Here is a 15,420-nt window from a genome sequence, read left to right as displayed (position 1 = left end):
AATGCAATCGAACGTTTGTTCTATATGTAGTGTAAGCTGGTATTTATGGAGCAGGATTTATTTGCAGCAAGTAGCGCGCCGAGTGATGTAACTCGTCCGTTGGCAGTGCGTATGCGCCCGAGCAGTATTGAAGACGTGCTAGGGCAGTCGCATGCTCTAAAAGAAGGTTCTCCTTTGCGCAGGCTTGCAAATCCGCAATCTAAAGGTTCTCTTACTGCTCCAAGTTCTGTTGTGTTGTTTGGTCCTCCGGGAGTTGGCAAAACTACGCTCGCTTATATTGTTGCTCGTCAGTCTGGTCGCGTGTTTGAAGAGCTTTCTGCTGTAACTTCTGGAGTTAAAGACGTTCGAGCGGTACTTGATCGCGCGCATGAGCGTTTAGTTAGTAATGGTCAAGAAACAGTTTTATTTATTGACGAAGTTCACCGTTTTTCTAAATCTCAACAAGATGCTTTGCTTCCAAGCGTTGAAAATCGCGACGTAACTTTTATTGGTGCTACTACTGAAAACCCGAGCTTTTCAATCATTAAGCCGCTACTTAGCAGATCAATAGTTGTTAAACTTGAGTCACTTAGCGTTGAAGATTTACACACTCTTATAGAACGTGCACTAACTAGCGAAAATGGTCTTAATAATCAGCTTAAAATCGACGATGACGCTATTGATTCTATTATTCGCTTAAGTGGGGGAGATACTCGCAAAACTCTCACTATTTTAGAGGCGGCTGCAGGGGCAGTAACAGGAGATGTTGCGTTACAGCATGGCAAAAAGAAACCTGTTATTACTGCCGATGTTGTTTCTAACGTAATGGACACTACCACAGTTCGCTATGACAAAGACGGCGACGATCATTACGATGTGATTTCTGCTTTTATTAAGTCGATGCGCGGAAGTGATGTTGACGCGTCCTTGCATTACTTAGCGCGAATGCTTAGAGCTGGGGAAGACCCGCGTTTTATTGCCAGACGAATTATGATTGCTGCTGCAGAAGAAGTTGGCATGGCAGCTCCGCAAATTTTGCAAGTAACTGTTGCTGCAGCTCAAGCTGTTGCTTTAATAGGAATGCCGGAAGCACGCATTATTCTTTCGGAAGCTGTAATTGCTGTAGCAACCGCTCCTAAATCAAACGCAAGCTATAATGCTATTAATCAGGCTTTGCAAGATGTTGATGCTGGAAATATTGGTCAAGTGCCTCTTCATTTGCGAAACGCCCCGACTGCTTTGATGAAAAGTTGGGGAAACCATGATGGGTACAAGTATGCTCACGATTATCCGGGTGCTGTGGCATCGCAACAGTATATGCCAGATGAGCTAGTTGGTCGCGAATACTATCAGCCGTCGAATCGTGGCTACGAGCATGAGCTTACTCAACGCTTATCTCAAATCCGTGCCATTCTTCACAATTCTGAAAATAAAAATAATAAAACTAATTCGTAAATGTTTTATTTATTTATTCACGCACAAGCATAATGTGTTCAACGCTGTCTAATGGGGATACGCGGAACAAAACAAAACGATTGCCGATTACTTGCACGACTTCGGCACCGAGCTTTTGAGCAAGTGCATCAGCAGCTTCTTTGGCGCTTAATCCGGAACCATCTTGCACAGCACACTTCATGAGCTCGTGGTACTGCATGGTTTCGTCTGCTTGCTTCACAGCTGCATCAGTAATATCGTTCTTGCCAACGTATAAAAGTGGGCTAAGCGTATTAGCGAGCGCGCGAAGTTGCTTAATCTGCTTCTTTGTCAATGCCATAAGGAGTCCTTTCAAATGCAAGTTTTATAACGCAAATATTACATAAATTACATAGTGCTTAACGGATTATACAGTATATTGCGCATTGTTGCATGTGATAATACAAATTTATTTATTGCGCATTTATTCCGTAGTTATTCCGTATTTATTGCGCTTGCTGCAAAAGGTGAAATATTTTCAAAATTTTTTATTACAAAGGTAGCATTTTGCACACAATAATCGCGCTTACAACACAAAGAGTAACTACTAATAGCAGTACATCTTTTATACGCATTTTCCATGAGTGCAAGTGAGTTCTTTCAGCTCCAGGCGTGTAACAGCGTGCATCTAATGCGAGCGCAAGAATGTCAGCATGGCGAATTACTCCTGCAAAACCTGGCACAATTAAAGCTGTTATAGCGTGTACTCGTTGTTTAAAAGAACCATCGCGAATGCTACTTCCGCGAGCGATTTGCGCTAGTGCCACAGAGTGCGCTTCTGCGCTAAGCGTTGGTAAGAATCGTAGCGCTAGGCTCATAATAAGTGCTATTTCTTGCGTTGGTATTCCAATATGTCGAAGTGGTGATAGTAATCGTGTGCAAGATTCGTTAAGCGTTGTTTGGCTCATTGTTAGTACTAGAACTGCTCCAATGATAATAACAAGCGAGAATCGTGTTGCAAAAAGTATTGCATAGTTAATTCCATCGGTTGTAATAGGAATAGTTGCAATATTTGCTAGCACTGTGCCGGTTCGCACTGCGAGAATATTAAGTAGTCCGGAGAAAACAAATATTGCAATAATCATGTGCAGCGAAGCAATAAGTTTAACGAATGGTATTTTTGCAGCAACAGTTAGAGTAAATGTTACAAAAGCAAGAATAGCTAACTGTATGTAGTTAGTAATACTAAAAGCACTTAGCATAAGAATAAAGCATGATAGAAGCGTTGCGCGTGGGTCAAAAGATTGAAGTAACGAAGTTGTTTTTGCTTTTGTGGAACTTTCTTTGTTTTTGGTATTTTCAATATTTTTTGCTGTGCTGCATTCTTTATTGCTTGCTTTATTCCTTGTTTTTAATGTTACTAGTCTTGCGCCTAAATTTTCTGCTTCTTGAAGATTATGCGTAATAAGTATTATGGTTACGCCTTGATTATGTAGCATTCCAAGAATTTTTCGGATACGTAACGCAGCTTCAAAATCTAATCCAGCTGTTGGCTCATCCAGTACGAGTACGCGTGGCTTGCAAGCTAAAACGCCAGCTATTGCAACAAGACGCTGCTGACCTCCAGAAAGCGCAAAAGGTGATTTTTCAGCCAAATTCTCAAGGTTCAGTAAGCGTAGTGTTTCATCCACACGTTCTTTAAGAGCACTGTCTTTTAGCCCAAAATTTTTTGGCCCATAAGCGACATCGTTCCGTACTGTATCAGCAAAAAGCTGTTGTTCTGGCAGTTGCATAACGTAGCCAATTGTTTGATGTAGTTTTTGTCGTATTATTCTAGATGTTTTACCTTTAACAGATATGCCATGTACTGTTATATTTCCTGAATTGGCTTTTAACAATCCACACATTGTTTTAGCAAGAGTTGATTTACCGCAGCCGTTTTCGCCCATTATTGCAACTGTTTCGCCGCTTTTAACAGTTAGTGAATAATCGTCAATAACAGCTGGAGAAGTTTTATCATATTGAACAGTTAGTCCGGAAATTTCTACAGCGATATCTGACTTATTTTCTTTGAATCTGCTATCTGTTAAGTTCTTGTTCTCGCTAATTTTAGTTACATGATTATTTGCTAATTCAATATTAGAAAAGTAAGTTTTTAAACCATTAAAGCTTATTTCTTTCAGGTTACCATTTTCTAGTAAAAGTATGCGATTTGCGCGTTTGCATTCCTCAAAATTATGTGTAATTTGAACGATAGTAGTGCCATTTTTGTGCAAATTATCAAATAAAGCATCAACGTCTTTACGTGCGAACGAGTCGAGCATAGAAGTAGGTTCGTCAAGAACAAGCAGTTTAGAATTCATAGCAATAGCACTTGCTAAAGCTACTCGTTGCTGCTGTCCGCCGCTCATAGTGCTAGGGTCAGCGTAACGTTTATCTTCCATATGAACAGTTTTTAAAGCTTCACTGATACGCTTATACATTGCTTTTTGAGGGAATTGCAAATTTTCTAGTCCAAAAGCAACATCTTCTTCAGTAATTGTGGTAATAATCTGGTCTTCAGGACTTTGGAAAAGTGCACCAATATATTTTCGTGCATTTTTATATGATTCAGCACAAGCAGTAGTATTTTCAAAAACTTTTTCGTCGCACAATGTAACATAACCGCTATCTGGAGCTGTTAAACCTGCAATAATTTTTGCTAAGGTTGATTTACCAGAACCGTTTAATCCCACAATTGCCACGCGTTCGCCAGGATTAATTGTAAGACTTAAATTATTAAGCGTCCAAGTTTTTCCATCATCGTAGCTAAAGCAAATATTTCGCAACACTACTTGCGAATTGTTTTCAATCATGTGCTTCTTAGCTTCGTTCATGCTATTACTTGTGTTGATATTATGCATAACTATTCCGTTTGGGATAATTATTTATTTTCGTGTAGCAGGTTAGAAATTGGTTTGTAAATAAGCATAGTTACTACTACGTGCAAAGCAAGTTTAATAATATTAAATGGCAGTAATGCTGGAAGAATAAGAGCCGCAACCTGCGAAACAGTTATGTGAGCGTAAAGAGGAGTAATAACAAGATTTCCACCTATTGCAAGAGCAATAGCAACAATCGAGCCTGCCAAAAGTGCAATGATTGCGCCTTTTTTGGTATGCATTTTTTTGTATACGATTGCTGCTGTAACGCTAGCTCCTAAAGATACTAGCACTGCCATAACTGTGCCGAGTGGATTGGTAAATAAGTGTGGTGCAAAGCCGAGTATGCTTACGATTGCTGCAGCTGCAGGACCATACGCGAATCCTGCTACGAGACACACGATTCCAGAAGGATCGTATTTAAGATAGCTGAGGTCTGGAATAAGTGGAAATTCTATGAAACTTACAGCCATTGAAAGTGCCACGAATAGAGCGTATTTTGCTATTTTTTCGCTAGACCAGTTAGAGTTCTTTGCATAAGTTTGGTGATTATTTGTATTAGAAATGCCCATGATGGGTCTCCGTTTCTTTCATCCGGACTGTAACCGTTGGCTTCGGAATTTAACCGAATCAGCAGCTTGTAAGCTGCTCGCGGGCTTCAAAAACGCATGAAACACGTATTTTGTTACCGCCAGTAAGGATTTTCACCTTCCCTGAAACTAACTATTCTTTTGTATCTCATGCTAAGAACATTGTTGTGATAATTGTGTGGCGAGGGTAGGTGCGAGAATACAAGTATGAGCAATACGAGTGCATCAAAAAAAATTAGTACTAATAACGCAACTAGCATTGATAAATTAGCTATTGTTGTTGTCACTTATAAGCGTCAAGAGCTTTTGGAGAATTTATTTCATTCGTTTGAATGTTTAAAAGAATGCCCTTGGCGTATTGTCGTTGTTGACAATGAGTGCAGTGACACAACCGGCGAAATGGTTGCTCGTCTTGAAGCTTCTTTAACTAATCGTTGGGGTAAAGCTCAAAAAGATTGTGAAGGCAATGAACTTCATGTTGTGTATGCTCCGCAAGATGAAAATCTTGGTGGTGCTGGCGGTTTTAGTGCTGGTGTTAAAAAAGCTTATGAACTTGGAGCTAAGTGGTTCTGGGTTATGGATGACGATGTTGAAACAGTGCCTGAATCTATTGAGCGTCTTGCTCCTTGGACTAAGCGTCACGCTGTTGTTCAAGGAAGTCGTTTAGATTACGACGGCGGTAATTTCTACTGGCAGTATGATTTTTTGGTTCCGCTTGGTATTCCAAATCCTATTGCTTCTGCTGCTTTCGGCAGAGCTGGATACAAAGTTATGAATACGATGTGTTTTGAGGGCGGCTTGATTCGTCGAGATATAGTTGAAAAAATCGGCTTCCCGGATTCGCGCTACTTTATTTACTGGGATGATACTACTTACGGGTATCTTGCGAGTAAGGTTACGAACCCTATTGTTGTTCCGGATATTATTCTTCGTCGCACTCGTGATATTCCTAATTGGGATATTGCAGGAGTGCGTCAGCTAAATTCAACATCGGACATGAATCGTTATCATATTATGCGAAATAGAGGCTTTATGGCTCGCTACTTTATGGTTCATGGCGATTTTCGTCCGTTTATGTTTGCGCTTGGAACTGCTTTAACAGCTGCTAAAGAGATTATTCGTTTGATTGCTGTCGATCGTGAGCATATTATTTCGGGTATTGGTAAATTGTTTACCGGTTGGATTGATTCTCGAAAAATTTTGCACGATCAAGACTGGAAACCTATGCCTTCGTTGAAGTAGAAGTTAGTAAATAGTAAGCGTGTCGTATCAGATATACGATAGAATACTGGTAATTGTCCATACAGCACACATTCAGAGGGGAGTGTTAGTGAAATGATTGACACTGCACAAGCATTTGGCGTCGATATTGGTGGCTCTGGTATTAAGGCTGCTCCAGTAAATTTGGAAAAGGGAGAGTTTGCAGAACCTCGATACAAAATTCTCACTCCTGCGGTTTCTACGCCTCAAGCAGTTGCAGATATTGTTCGTCAGCAGCTTGAACATTTTGAAGTACCTGCAGATGTGCCTGTTGGAATTGCGTTCCCTGCTCCAATTAAGCCTGGTAAGAAGCTCGATTTTATGGCAAATCTTGACCAGTCTTGGATTGGTGTTGATGTTACTGAAGTCTTTAGCGAGGCTTGTGGTCGTCCTGTAACAGTAGTTAACGATGCCGATGCTGCTGGTTTAGCTGAGCAGCGTTTTGGTGCAGCAAAAGACAAGGATGGCTTGGTTATTGCTACTACTCTTGGCACTGGTATTGGCACGGCTTTGATTTACAACGGTGTGCTTATTCCAAACACTGAGCTTGGTCATATTCAGCTTGAAAAAGGTAAAGGCGATGCTGAAAAGTACGCTGCTTCTTCTGTTCGTGAAAAGTTGGATATGGGCTATAAGAAGTGGGCTAAGCGTTTGACTAAGTACTATGGCTTGATGGAAAAGTATTTCAACCCGGATTTGTTTGTTGTCGGTGGTGGCGTTAGCCGCGTAAGCGAAAAGTTCTTGCCGCATATCGATATTAAAACTCCTATTGTTGTTGCAACATTGCATAATGAGGCTGGAATTATTGGTGCAGCTTACTATGCAATGCAAAAAATGCAGCAAAACTAAAAAATAACTAAATATTATTTATTATCTATTGAGCTGGGTGAGCAGTTTATGCTGCAGCCCAGCTTTTGTTATGCCAAGTGTTAGGGTAGTTTTGTGCGATTTTCTTCTAGAGTAGATGTGAGTGAGCCAAATTCTATTATTTTAGCTCAGCGAAAAGCTATTTTTAATGGCGTAAAGCTTACTAAATTAAACGATTCCAATCCAACGTCTCACGGCTTAGCTCCTCAATGTTTAAGTGGACGTTACACAGCAGACCCTAGAGGTCCTAAGGAAATTCGCGATATTCTTTCAAACTTCATCAATAAGCGAGATAACCGCACTGAAAAGTCTGTTCCACCAAAGCTTAATCCAGATCAGCTTTATGTGCTTTCTTCAACTTCTCAAGCTTACGCATGGCTTATGATGCTTTTATGCGATGCAGGGGATGCCGTTATGGGACCAACTCCTGGATACCCTCTTATAGAGTCTATTGCACGCTTGCAATGCGTGAATGCAATACCGTATCCTTTGCACTATGATGGTTCTTGGACTATTGATATTGCGCGTGTTAGAGAACTTTTAGAAGATGCGTCTTTGCGTATTAAAGCTCTTGTGCTTATTAATCCAAATAATCCTACAGGCTCATATGTTAAGCCTGAAGAACGTGAAATACTATTGCAATTATGTCGTGATAATGGTGTTGCGATTATTGCAGACGAAGTATTTTATGAATATTCGCTTGAGCCTTTTGCTGGCAATGCTCGTTTTGCTGGAGAATCTTCCACTTTAGTTTTTGCGCTTGATGGATTCTCCAAAATGCTTGCTGCTCCTCACGCAAAAGTTGGTTGGATTGAAGTTTCAGGTCCTAAAGATGATGTTTATGAAGCACAAAAAAGGCTTGACGTTATAGCGGATGATTTTTTGCCTATTGGTAATACTGTTTCTGAGCGAATACCAGAATTATTGCAATATGCATCTTCTCAAAGCGCTATTGTACGGAATCGTGTTATTAATAATCTGCATACGCTTCGAGAAACGTTGGTATCCACGCCTAAATGCTGTGTTAGCGCGTTGCGTGCAGAAGGCGGATGGAATATTTTATTGCGTGTACCATCTTGCATTGACGATGATGTATTAGCTTTGAGATTGATGAAAGATTACAATCTAGTTTCTCAACCTGGATATTATTTCGATATGCCAGTTAATGGGTATTTAGCATTGTCATTATTGCCAGAGCCGCAGCAGTTTATTAGCGGATTGCATGCGCTTCTTCGAACTGTAGATGCATTGTTAGAAGAATAGTAATTATATAAATAATTATTTAAAACAATGTCATCCAACTCCTAAACGCGAACCATAAGTTTGGATTAAAACGAAGCGTGCTGTCTTCACGTCCTGTAACAAACCAACTGAGTACAGCGATAGCAATAGAAGCAAATAGCAATACTGCTACAAGTAAGCGTATTGTGTAAGCAATAGTTTTTTTATGTAAAGAATTTTCTGATTGCAAGATGGACGCATACTCTAAAAGCAAGCTAATTCCAATTGCGGCAGCTATAGCAAAAGCCCACGCAAAATCAGCGATATATCTCCATCCGATACCAGCTTTTAAACTGTCGAAAACAATGAGAACAAGCCCAACTATTATAGCTATTACGCTTGTGCGCCAAGCAATATGCGTGTGGCAGCGTTTTTTCATAATAAATACGCATATTATGCCAACTAATGCCAATGGTGAAAGTGTAAACATTCCGCCAATCATAGGCTCTGCGTATTGCCAACGGTCAAATGCGATAGGCTGAATACCAATCCAAGGAAAAGTTGGAATAAAACGCAAAGGTAGCGCAATATAGCTAAAAATAGACGGCAAAATATTTTGTGACGGCAAACGCATAGTCGTCATGTCAGTAATAGTTATTTGATACTCATTGCCAAAATTTAACGGTGAGCCAAAGCGCAAAAGATTATAAACGCCAAATGGAATTGCAGTCATTACGCATGGCAGTATCCAAGCTGCAAAATATTTAAAAGGCTTATGCCATGAAGAAACTTTTTTCCAGTTGCGCAAAATATTTGGTAAATCTTTTTCTATATGCGAATAAATTGCAGGAAGTGCAAAAAGAACAGCTATAGAAAAAGTAGGTCTACATCCTAAATTTAATGCAATAAAGAAAGAACCTAAAACAATATTTAGCAAAGAGTGTGTTTTATTAAAACCTAGGTAGCACCACAATCCAAGAGATGTGAAGAAAAGTGACGCTGCCATAGGTACGGAATAAAATGACGTTCTAAACCACAAATACACTGTATTTGAAGTAATGAAGAATAAAGCAAGAACAATGGATGTCGTTCCTAAAGATACTTTTTTTGAAGTCTGCTCAATAATTCGAATAACCAATAGGGAGCCTGCTATAAGAAAACCAATTAAGAATATTATCGTAGCTACTGTTGTTGGAAGCATAGAGCCTTCTGGAGTCCATAGTCTTGAAATAATGCGATAAGGCAAAAATAGCAATATTGCTGGAAGAACTCCGAAGTAGGAATACCAGTGACCTTTGTAGTATGCGTAATCCCAATACATATGTTGTACTGAGTGGTTTAACAAATTATTTCTAGCCGTAGGATCGTAAGGATTTTGCAAGTGTTCTAATTCATTAGGAACAGGGAGATTTAAATGCACTTGACCTTTTAACAATGCGTCTGCAGTGTGAGCATATTGATCAAAATCATATGCATAATTACCGTTTGTGTAAAAATGCATAGGAGTTGCGTTTCGTAAATTCCAAAAAATAGTTATTAAACCAACAGCAATAAATGGAAGAAGAGAAGCAGCAAAGCAGCAACGTTGAATAAGACTATGAGTGTTGAGTTTAATTTTCCAAAGCTTGGACCAAGGATTCCAAAGCGTAACAAAAAATGCAAAAATAGCAAGTATTAATACGCGACCCCATGACCACCTAAAAGGCACTCGAACGTTTGCTCTTGAGTCTTCAATATTTAATATTGATCCTATTGGATGTTGCAGCCACACCCTAACAATGCAAGATTTTCCTACTGCTTGTTTTGGAAGTTTAAGCAAAGATGGGTTTAGAGAAGCAGTGTTTGTGCTTTGAGGTTTGCTTAAGTATTTGTTTGCTTCAACTAAAACATTGATGTTTGAAATAAGATTATTATTTTTGCTTTTCTTTTTAATAATCGCAGGCTCTAAGCGAATATAAGGCGAACTTCCGTCGGATGTTACTTCTAAATATGCTTCTGAAGGATCCGTTATAAGAATGCCGCCGGAATCTAAGCGTCTAATTCCAGAACCTATATCGTTGTGCGCAGAAATGCTATCTGTACTTCCTGTAACACTACTCCAAAATGGCAGATTTCCAATAGAACATTCAAATAAGGTTATAAGAATTATTACGATGAATGGTATTCGCAAAAAATGTAGCGCACGTTTTATGCAATGATTGTCAATTTGATTGCTTATACGACTGTTGGCACTATTCGCCGTATTTGGCAAAGTCTTAGACGCGTATGTTGAAATCACTGCTTAACCATTCTATTGCACAATTCAAGTAATTCAGTTCAACATTTTACTCTTCGGCAACTAAATCGAGATATTCGTCATTCCACAAATCTTCGTCGCCATCAGGCATGAGTAGCACTCGCTCAGGTTGTAAGGCTTGAACTGCACCTTCATCGTGTGTAACAAGAACAATTGCTCCCTCATACTTTGCAATAGCTTTAAGTATTTCATCTCGAGATGCTGGGTCTAAGTTGTTAGTAGGTTCGTCTAGTAGTAGCACATTGGCTTTGGAAGTTACTAGTGTTGCAAGTGCTAGACGCGTTTTTTCGCCGCCTGAAAGCACTCTTGCAGGCTTCATTGCGTCGTCGCCGGAAAACAGGAAGCTGCCAAGCATAGAACGTGCTTGCGTGTCATCCAGGTTTGGTGCAACGTGCTGAAGGTTTTCCAAAACTGTAGAATCCAAGTCTAATGTATCGTGTTCCTGTGCAAAATAACCTATTTTGCATCCGTGTCCGTATTGAACTTCACCAGTATCTGCTGTTTCTTCTCCTGCCAAAATGCGTAATGTTGTTGTTTTTCCAGCACCGTTATAGCCTAGAATGACAACGCGTGAACCTTTGTCTATAGCAAGGTTAATTCCAGCGAAAACAATATTAGAACCATACGCTTTGGAAATATCTTTTGCCATAATTGGAGTTTTTCCGCATGCAGCTGGTTCTGGAAAACGAATATCTGCAACTTTTTCTTGTTTTTGAGCTTCACTTGTTTCGCTTAATAAGCGTTCAGCTCTTCGCATCATGTTTTGAGCAGCAACTGCTTTTGTAGCTTTAGCATGCAAGCGAATGCCTTGTTTCATCAGGCGTTCAGCTTTCTTTTCTGCAACTTCTCGTTCGCGACGACGTCTTTCTTCGTCTACTACGCGCTGATGCAAGTATGCTTTCCAACCCATTGAGTACATGTCTATTTTTGCAAGTTGAGCATCTAAATGCCATACTTTGTTGACTACTTCGTCTAGTAATTCTGTGGAGTGAGAAATTACTAGGAATCCACCTTCAAATCGTTTAAGATAATTGCGCAACCATATTATTGAGTCTGCGTCTAAGTGGTTTGTAGGCTCATCGAGAATTAATGTGTCTGCGTCAGAAAACAGAATTCTAGCAAGTTCTATGCGGCGACGTTGACCACCTGAAAGTGTGCCTAAAGCTTGTTGCATAACTTCTTGTGGAAGTCCCAGGCTGGTTGCCATCGATATTGCTTCAGATTGCACTGAATAACCGCCTGCTTTTTCAAAATCTTGCATTGCTTTGTCGTAGCGGTTCATAGCTTTAGTCATTATGTCTGGATCTGGATCTGTCATTTCTTTTTCCGCTTTGCGAATACGCAAAACGATAGAAGCAATATCTCGAGCGCTCATAATGCGATCTATAACACTTTGCTCTGGGTCTGCTGCGTGCGTGTCTTGAGGTAAGTAGCCTAAACCTCCACTAACTCTAACCGAGCCTCCTGCTGGCAGCATGTCTCCTGTAATAACGCGAGTAAGCGTAGTTTTGCCTGCGCCGTTTCTGCCGACTAAACCGATCTTATCTCCTTTTGTGACGTGAAAATCGGTAGGATTTAACAGCGTTCGCGCACCAATCTGAATGGTTAAAGCTTGTGCGTCAATAGGCATAATGTCTGTTCCGTTCCCCAAAATTTAGGCTGCTACTATTTATTACTTATAAAAGTTATAAGCAAACTCACTACTATACTGCTTACTGGTAACGAATACAGCATGTGGTTGATAGTCAAATACTTTACTTTTTCGAACACTTGTTCTATAATTTTCCTGTTAGTAATAAAATTGGGTATTGGTTGGGAATATTCAAGTGATTATGGGGAAGTGTGGAGGTAATTGTGTCAAAACAGGCGAATGAACAAAACAACTCGTTGCAAGAATTGCTTGATAATGCTCCTATGCGCGCTAACAACGGTACTTTTATAGCTGATTTATCTAGTATTCCTTCTGAATGGAAAATAACTATCCAGGGTGCTAGAGAGCACAATCTAAAAAATGTAAGTTTGTCGATTCCTAGGAATCGTATGGTTGTTTTTACTGGTCTTTCTGGATCTGGTAAGTCCTCGCTTGCGTTTGATACGCTTTTTGCAGAAGGTCAGCGACGCTATGTTGAGTCGCTTAGTGCTTATGCTCGCCAATTTTTAGGGCGTATGGATAAGCCTGATGTTGATTTTATTGAGGGTCTAAGTCCTGCTGTTTCTATTGATCAAAAAACTACGAATCGCAATCCTCGTTCTACTGTTGGAACTATTACAGAAATATATGATTATTTGCGATTATTGTTTGCAAGGATTGGTGTGCCTCACTGTCCTGAATGTGGTCAAATAGTAAGTTCTCAAACTCCTCAGCAAATGACAGATTCATTGCTTGCTATGCCAGAACGTACGAGATTGCAAATTCTTGCTCCAGTAGTTCGTGGTCGTAAAGGAGAATTTAAAGACACGCTTGAGCTTTTACGCTCAGATGGTTATGCTCGTGCGATTATTGACGGGCAAATGCATGAGCTTTCTGAAGATATTACTCTTACTAAACAGAAGAAACATACAATTGAAGTAGTAGTAGATCGTTTAGTTATTAAAGATGGCATTCGTGTTCGATTAACTGATTCGATTGAAACAGCATTAAAACTATCTAAAGGAGTAGTAATTGCTGATTTTGTTGACGAACCAGAAGACTCGCAAACGCGTCGTAAATCATTTTCGGAACATCGTGCATGTCCAAATAATCATCAATTAGAGCTTGATGAGATCGAGCCTAGAACATTTTCATTCAATGCTCCTTATGGTGCTTGCTCTGAATGTTCTGGCATTGGATACAATCTCGAAATTGATCCTGAACTTGTTATCCCGGATCCAGACAAATCTCTTGCGCAAGGAGCTATTGAGCCGTGGGCAATGAATAAGTCAGCTGGAATGTATTATCAGCACATACTTTCAGGACTTGCTAAAGATTTGCATTTTGATATGAATACTCCGTGGAAGGATCTAGCGGAAGACGTTAAACATGACATCATGTATGGTCATGATTTCACGGTTCAAGTTTCCTACACAAATAGGTGGGGGCGTCAGCGTGAATATTCTACTGGCTTTGAAGGTGTAGTTCGTACGCTTATGCGCAAACATGACGAAACTGATTCTGATCAAATGCGTCAATATTATGAGTCGTATATGCGTGAAGTTCCATGCCAAAAATGTAATGGAAAGCGTTTACGCCCAGAAGTTCTTGCGGTTACAGTATCTAATACTTCCATAGCTGAAGTTTGCGATATGCCAGTAGAGCGAAGTCTAGCATGGGTAAATGCTTTGCATTTGGATGGTTCTCAAGCAGTAATTGCAACAGAAATATTAAAAGAGATTCGTGCTCGACTTGGTTTTTTGAACGATGTGGGTTTAAGCTATCTTACTCTTTCAAGAGCTGCAAAAACTTTGTCTGGTGGAGAGGCTCAACGTATTCGTTTAGCTACTCAAATTGGATCAGGTTTAGTTGGTGTTATGTACGTGCTTGATGAGCCGTCTATTGGATTGCATCAAAGAGATAATGAGCGTTTGATTGCAACATTGCATCATCTGCGAAATCTTGGTAATACGCTTATTGTTGTTGAGCATGATGAAGATACTATTCGTCAGTCTGATTGGCTTGTTGATATTGGTCCAGAAGCTGGTGAGCATGGAGGAGAAGTAGTATATTCAGGTCCGTCTGATGGAATTATTAAAGCTCAGCGTTCAATTACTGGAGATTATATTGCTCACAGACGCTCAATAGATGTGCCAAAACAACGTCGTAGTGTAGACGAAAATCGTATGCTTCATATAATTAATGCCCATGAGCATAATTTAAAAAATATTGATATAAGCATACCTTTGGGAGTATTCACATGCATAACGGGTGTATCTGGATCTGGTAAATCAACACTTATAAACTCAATTTTGTATCCAGTTCTTGCAGACAAACTAAATGGTGCTCGAATTGTGCCAGGAAAACACAAATGTATTGATGGTATTGAGCTTTGTGACAAAGTAGTGCATGTCAATCAGAATCCTATAGGAAGAACTCCTCGTTCTAATCCAGCAACTTACACTGGTGTTTGGGATAAAATACGTTCATTGTTTGCTCAGACTCCAGAAGCAAAAGTTCGTGGCTATGGTCCTGGTCGCTTCTCGTTTAATGTTAAAGGAGGCAGATGTGAAGCATGCCATGGCGACGGTACTTTAAAAATAGAAATGAACTTTTTGCCTGACGTATACGTAGAGTGCGAAGTTTGTCATGGTAAACGTTATAACCGTGAAACTTTGGAAGTTACATATAACGGAAAGTCTGTTGCAGATGTTCTTAATATGCCTATTTGTGAAGCTGCAATATTTTTCAAAGCATATCCTTCTATTTCTCGGTATTTAGATACTTTAGTAAAAGTTGGCTTGGGCTATATTCGTCTTGGTCAAAGCGCAACAACACTTTCTGGCGGTGAGTCTCAACGAGTAAAGCTTGCTACAGAGCTACAGAGAAGATCTACTGGTAAAACAATTTATATTCTTGATGAACCTACTACTGGACTACATTTTGAAGATGTTAGGAAACTTCTAGCGGTTTTGCAATCTCTTGTAGATAAAGGCAACAGTGTTATTGTAATTGAACATAATCTTGATGTTGTCAAATCTGCAGATTGGATTATTGATTTAGGTCCAGAAGGAGGAGATAAAGGCGGAACCTTAGTTGCGGAAGGTAGTCCTGAGAGCGTAGCGCGTAATGGCGAGAGTTGGACAGGTAAATTCCTTAAGCAAATGTTACATTAAGCGTTCAAAAAAGTTACCGATTTGTAATTTGCGAACTTAGAAATTTATTCGACAAATCTTATGAATA

10 protein-coding genes and 1 riboswitch are annotated in these 15,420 nt (G+C 39.8%); of the genes, 5 read left to right on the top strand and 5 right to left on the bottom strand.

Going from position 1 to position 15,420, the window contains the following annotated elements; translation table 11 throughout:
* The first annotated feature begins 45 nt into the window (after positions 1-45).
* Entirely contained in the window at positions 46-1,434 is a 1,389-nt protein-coding gene (locus tag HXT41_RS01845) for a replication-associated recombination protein A (protein WP_102703135.1), read from the top strand.
* A gap of 13 nt (positions 1,435-1,447) precedes the next feature.
* On the opposite strand, the gene HXT41_RS01840 is transcribed toward HXT41_RS01845, so the two are convergent.
* The 3 genes from HXT41_RS01840 to HXT41_RS01830 all read right to left on the bottom strand — a co-directional run bounded on the left by HXT41_RS01840 (position 1,448) and on the right by HXT41_RS01830 (position 4,885).
* Entirely contained in the window at positions 1,448-1,753 is a 306-nt protein-coding gene (locus HXT41_RS01840; protein ID WP_004108863.1) for a YhbY family RNA-binding protein, read from the bottom strand.
* Between the two features lie 190 nt (positions 1,754-1,943).
* Positions 1,944-4,268 carry an energy-coupling factor transporter ATPase gene (locus tag HXT41_RS01835; RefSeq protein WP_416091195.1) on the bottom strand — a complete coding sequence of 775 codons (2,325 nt, stop codon included), beginning with the start codon at positions 4,266-4,268 and terminating at the stop codon, positions 1,944-1,946.
* Positions 4,269-4,315: 47 nt separating this feature from the next.
* Complete coding sequence (locus HXT41_RS01830) at positions 4,316-4,885, bottom strand: ECF transporter S component (RefSeq protein ID WP_004108872.1); 570 nt, start codon at positions 4,883-4,885, stop codon at positions 4,316-4,318.
* Positions 4,886-4,891: 6 nt separating this feature from the next.
* A riboswitch (FMN riboswitch) is annotated at positions 4,892-5,038 on the bottom strand.
* Positions 5,039-5,110: 72 nt separating this feature from the next.
* Between HXT41_RS01830 and HXT41_RS01825 the strand changes: the two genes are divergently transcribed.
* From HXT41_RS01825 to HXT41_RS01815, 3 genes are all read left to right on the top strand, one after another.
* Positions 5,111-6,145: a glycosyltransferase family 2 protein gene (locus HXT41_RS01825; RefSeq protein ID WP_421788776.1), complete on the top strand. Its 1,035-nt coding sequence runs from the start codon at positions 5,111-5,113 to the stop codon at positions 6,143-6,145.
* Between the two features lie 93 nt (positions 6,146-6,238).
* Positions 6,239-7,012 carry a polyphosphate--glucose phosphotransferase gene (ppgK, locus tag HXT41_RS01820; RefSeq protein ID WP_004108876.1) on the top strand — a complete coding sequence of 258 codons (774 nt, stop codon included), beginning with the start codon at positions 6,239-6,241 and terminating at the stop codon, positions 7,010-7,012.
* A 93-nt stretch (positions 7,013-7,105) separates the two neighbouring features.
* Positions 7,106-8,293, top strand: coding sequence for a pyridoxal phosphate-dependent aminotransferase (locus HXT41_RS01815; protein WP_421788775.1), 1,188 nt, complete (start codon positions 7,106-7,108; stop codon positions 8,291-8,293).
* 19 nt (positions 8,294-8,312) lie between these two features.
* Here the strand turns inward: HXT41_RS01815 and HXT41_RS01810 are convergent, their stop codons facing one another.
* Both HXT41_RS01810 and HXT41_RS01805 read right to left on the bottom strand, forming a co-directional pair.
* Entirely contained in the window at positions 8,313-10,529 is a 2,217-nt protein-coding gene (locus HXT41_RS01810; protein ID WP_421788774.1) for a beta-carotene 15,15'-monooxygenase, read from the bottom strand.
* Positions 10,530-10,575: 46 nt separating this feature from the next.
* Positions 10,576-12,177: an ABC-F family ATP-binding cassette domain-containing protein gene (locus tag HXT41_RS01805; RefSeq protein ID WP_004108881.1), complete on the bottom strand. Its 1,602-nt coding sequence runs from the start codon at positions 12,175-12,177 to the stop codon at positions 10,576-10,578.
* A gap of 284 nt (positions 12,178-12,461) precedes the next feature.
* Here HXT41_RS01805 and uvrA point away from each other — a divergent pair, with 284 nt between their 5' ends.
* Entirely contained in the window at positions 12,462-15,353 is a 2,892-nt protein-coding gene (gene uvrA / locus HXT41_RS01800) for an excinuclease ABC subunit UvrA (protein ID WP_254597235.1), read from the top strand.
* Positions 15,354-15,420 lie beyond the last annotated feature (67 nt).

The sequence above is a fragment of the Gardnerella sp. DNF01189 genome (assembly GCF_049244195.1).
Lineage (GTDB): Bacteria > Actinomycetota > Actinomycetes > Actinomycetales > Bifidobacteriaceae > Bifidobacterium > Bifidobacterium swidsinskii.
Note: the sequence above shows the minus strand (reverse complement) of the source record. Positions and strands in the feature narration are given on the sequence as shown.

Bases quoted from the DNA above. Each gene is read 5' to 3' on its own strand.
- HXT41_RS01845 (WP_102703135.1), top strand. From the start codon at position 46: ATGGAGCAGGATTTATTTGCAGCAAGTAGCGCGCCGAGTGATGTAACT.
- HXT41_RS01830 (WP_004108872.1), bottom strand. From the start codon at position 4,885: ATGGGCATTTCTAATACAAATAATCACCAAACTTATGCAAAGAACTCT.
- uvrA (WP_254597235.1), top strand. From the start codon at position 12,462: ATGCGCGCTAACAACGGTACTTTTATAGCTGATTTATCTAGTATTCCT.
- HXT41_RS01835 (WP_416091195.1), bottom strand. From the start codon at position 4,268: ATGAACGAAGCTAAGAAGCACATGATTGAAAACAATTCGCAAGTAGTG.
- HXT41_RS01825 (WP_421788776.1), top strand. From the start codon at position 5,111: ATGAGCAATACGAGTGCATCAAAAAAAATTAGTACTAATAACGCAACT.
- HXT41_RS01840 (WP_004108863.1), bottom strand. From the start codon at position 1,753: ATGGCATTGACAAAGAAGCAGATTAAGCAACTTCGCGCGCTCGCTAAT.
- HXT41_RS01805 (WP_004108881.1), bottom strand. From the start codon at position 12,177: ATGCCTATTGACGCACAAGCTTTAACCATTCAGATTGGTGCGCGAACG.
- ppgK (WP_004108876.1), top strand. From the start codon at position 6,239: ATGATTGACACTGCACAAGCATTTGGCGTCGATATTGGTGGCTCTGGT.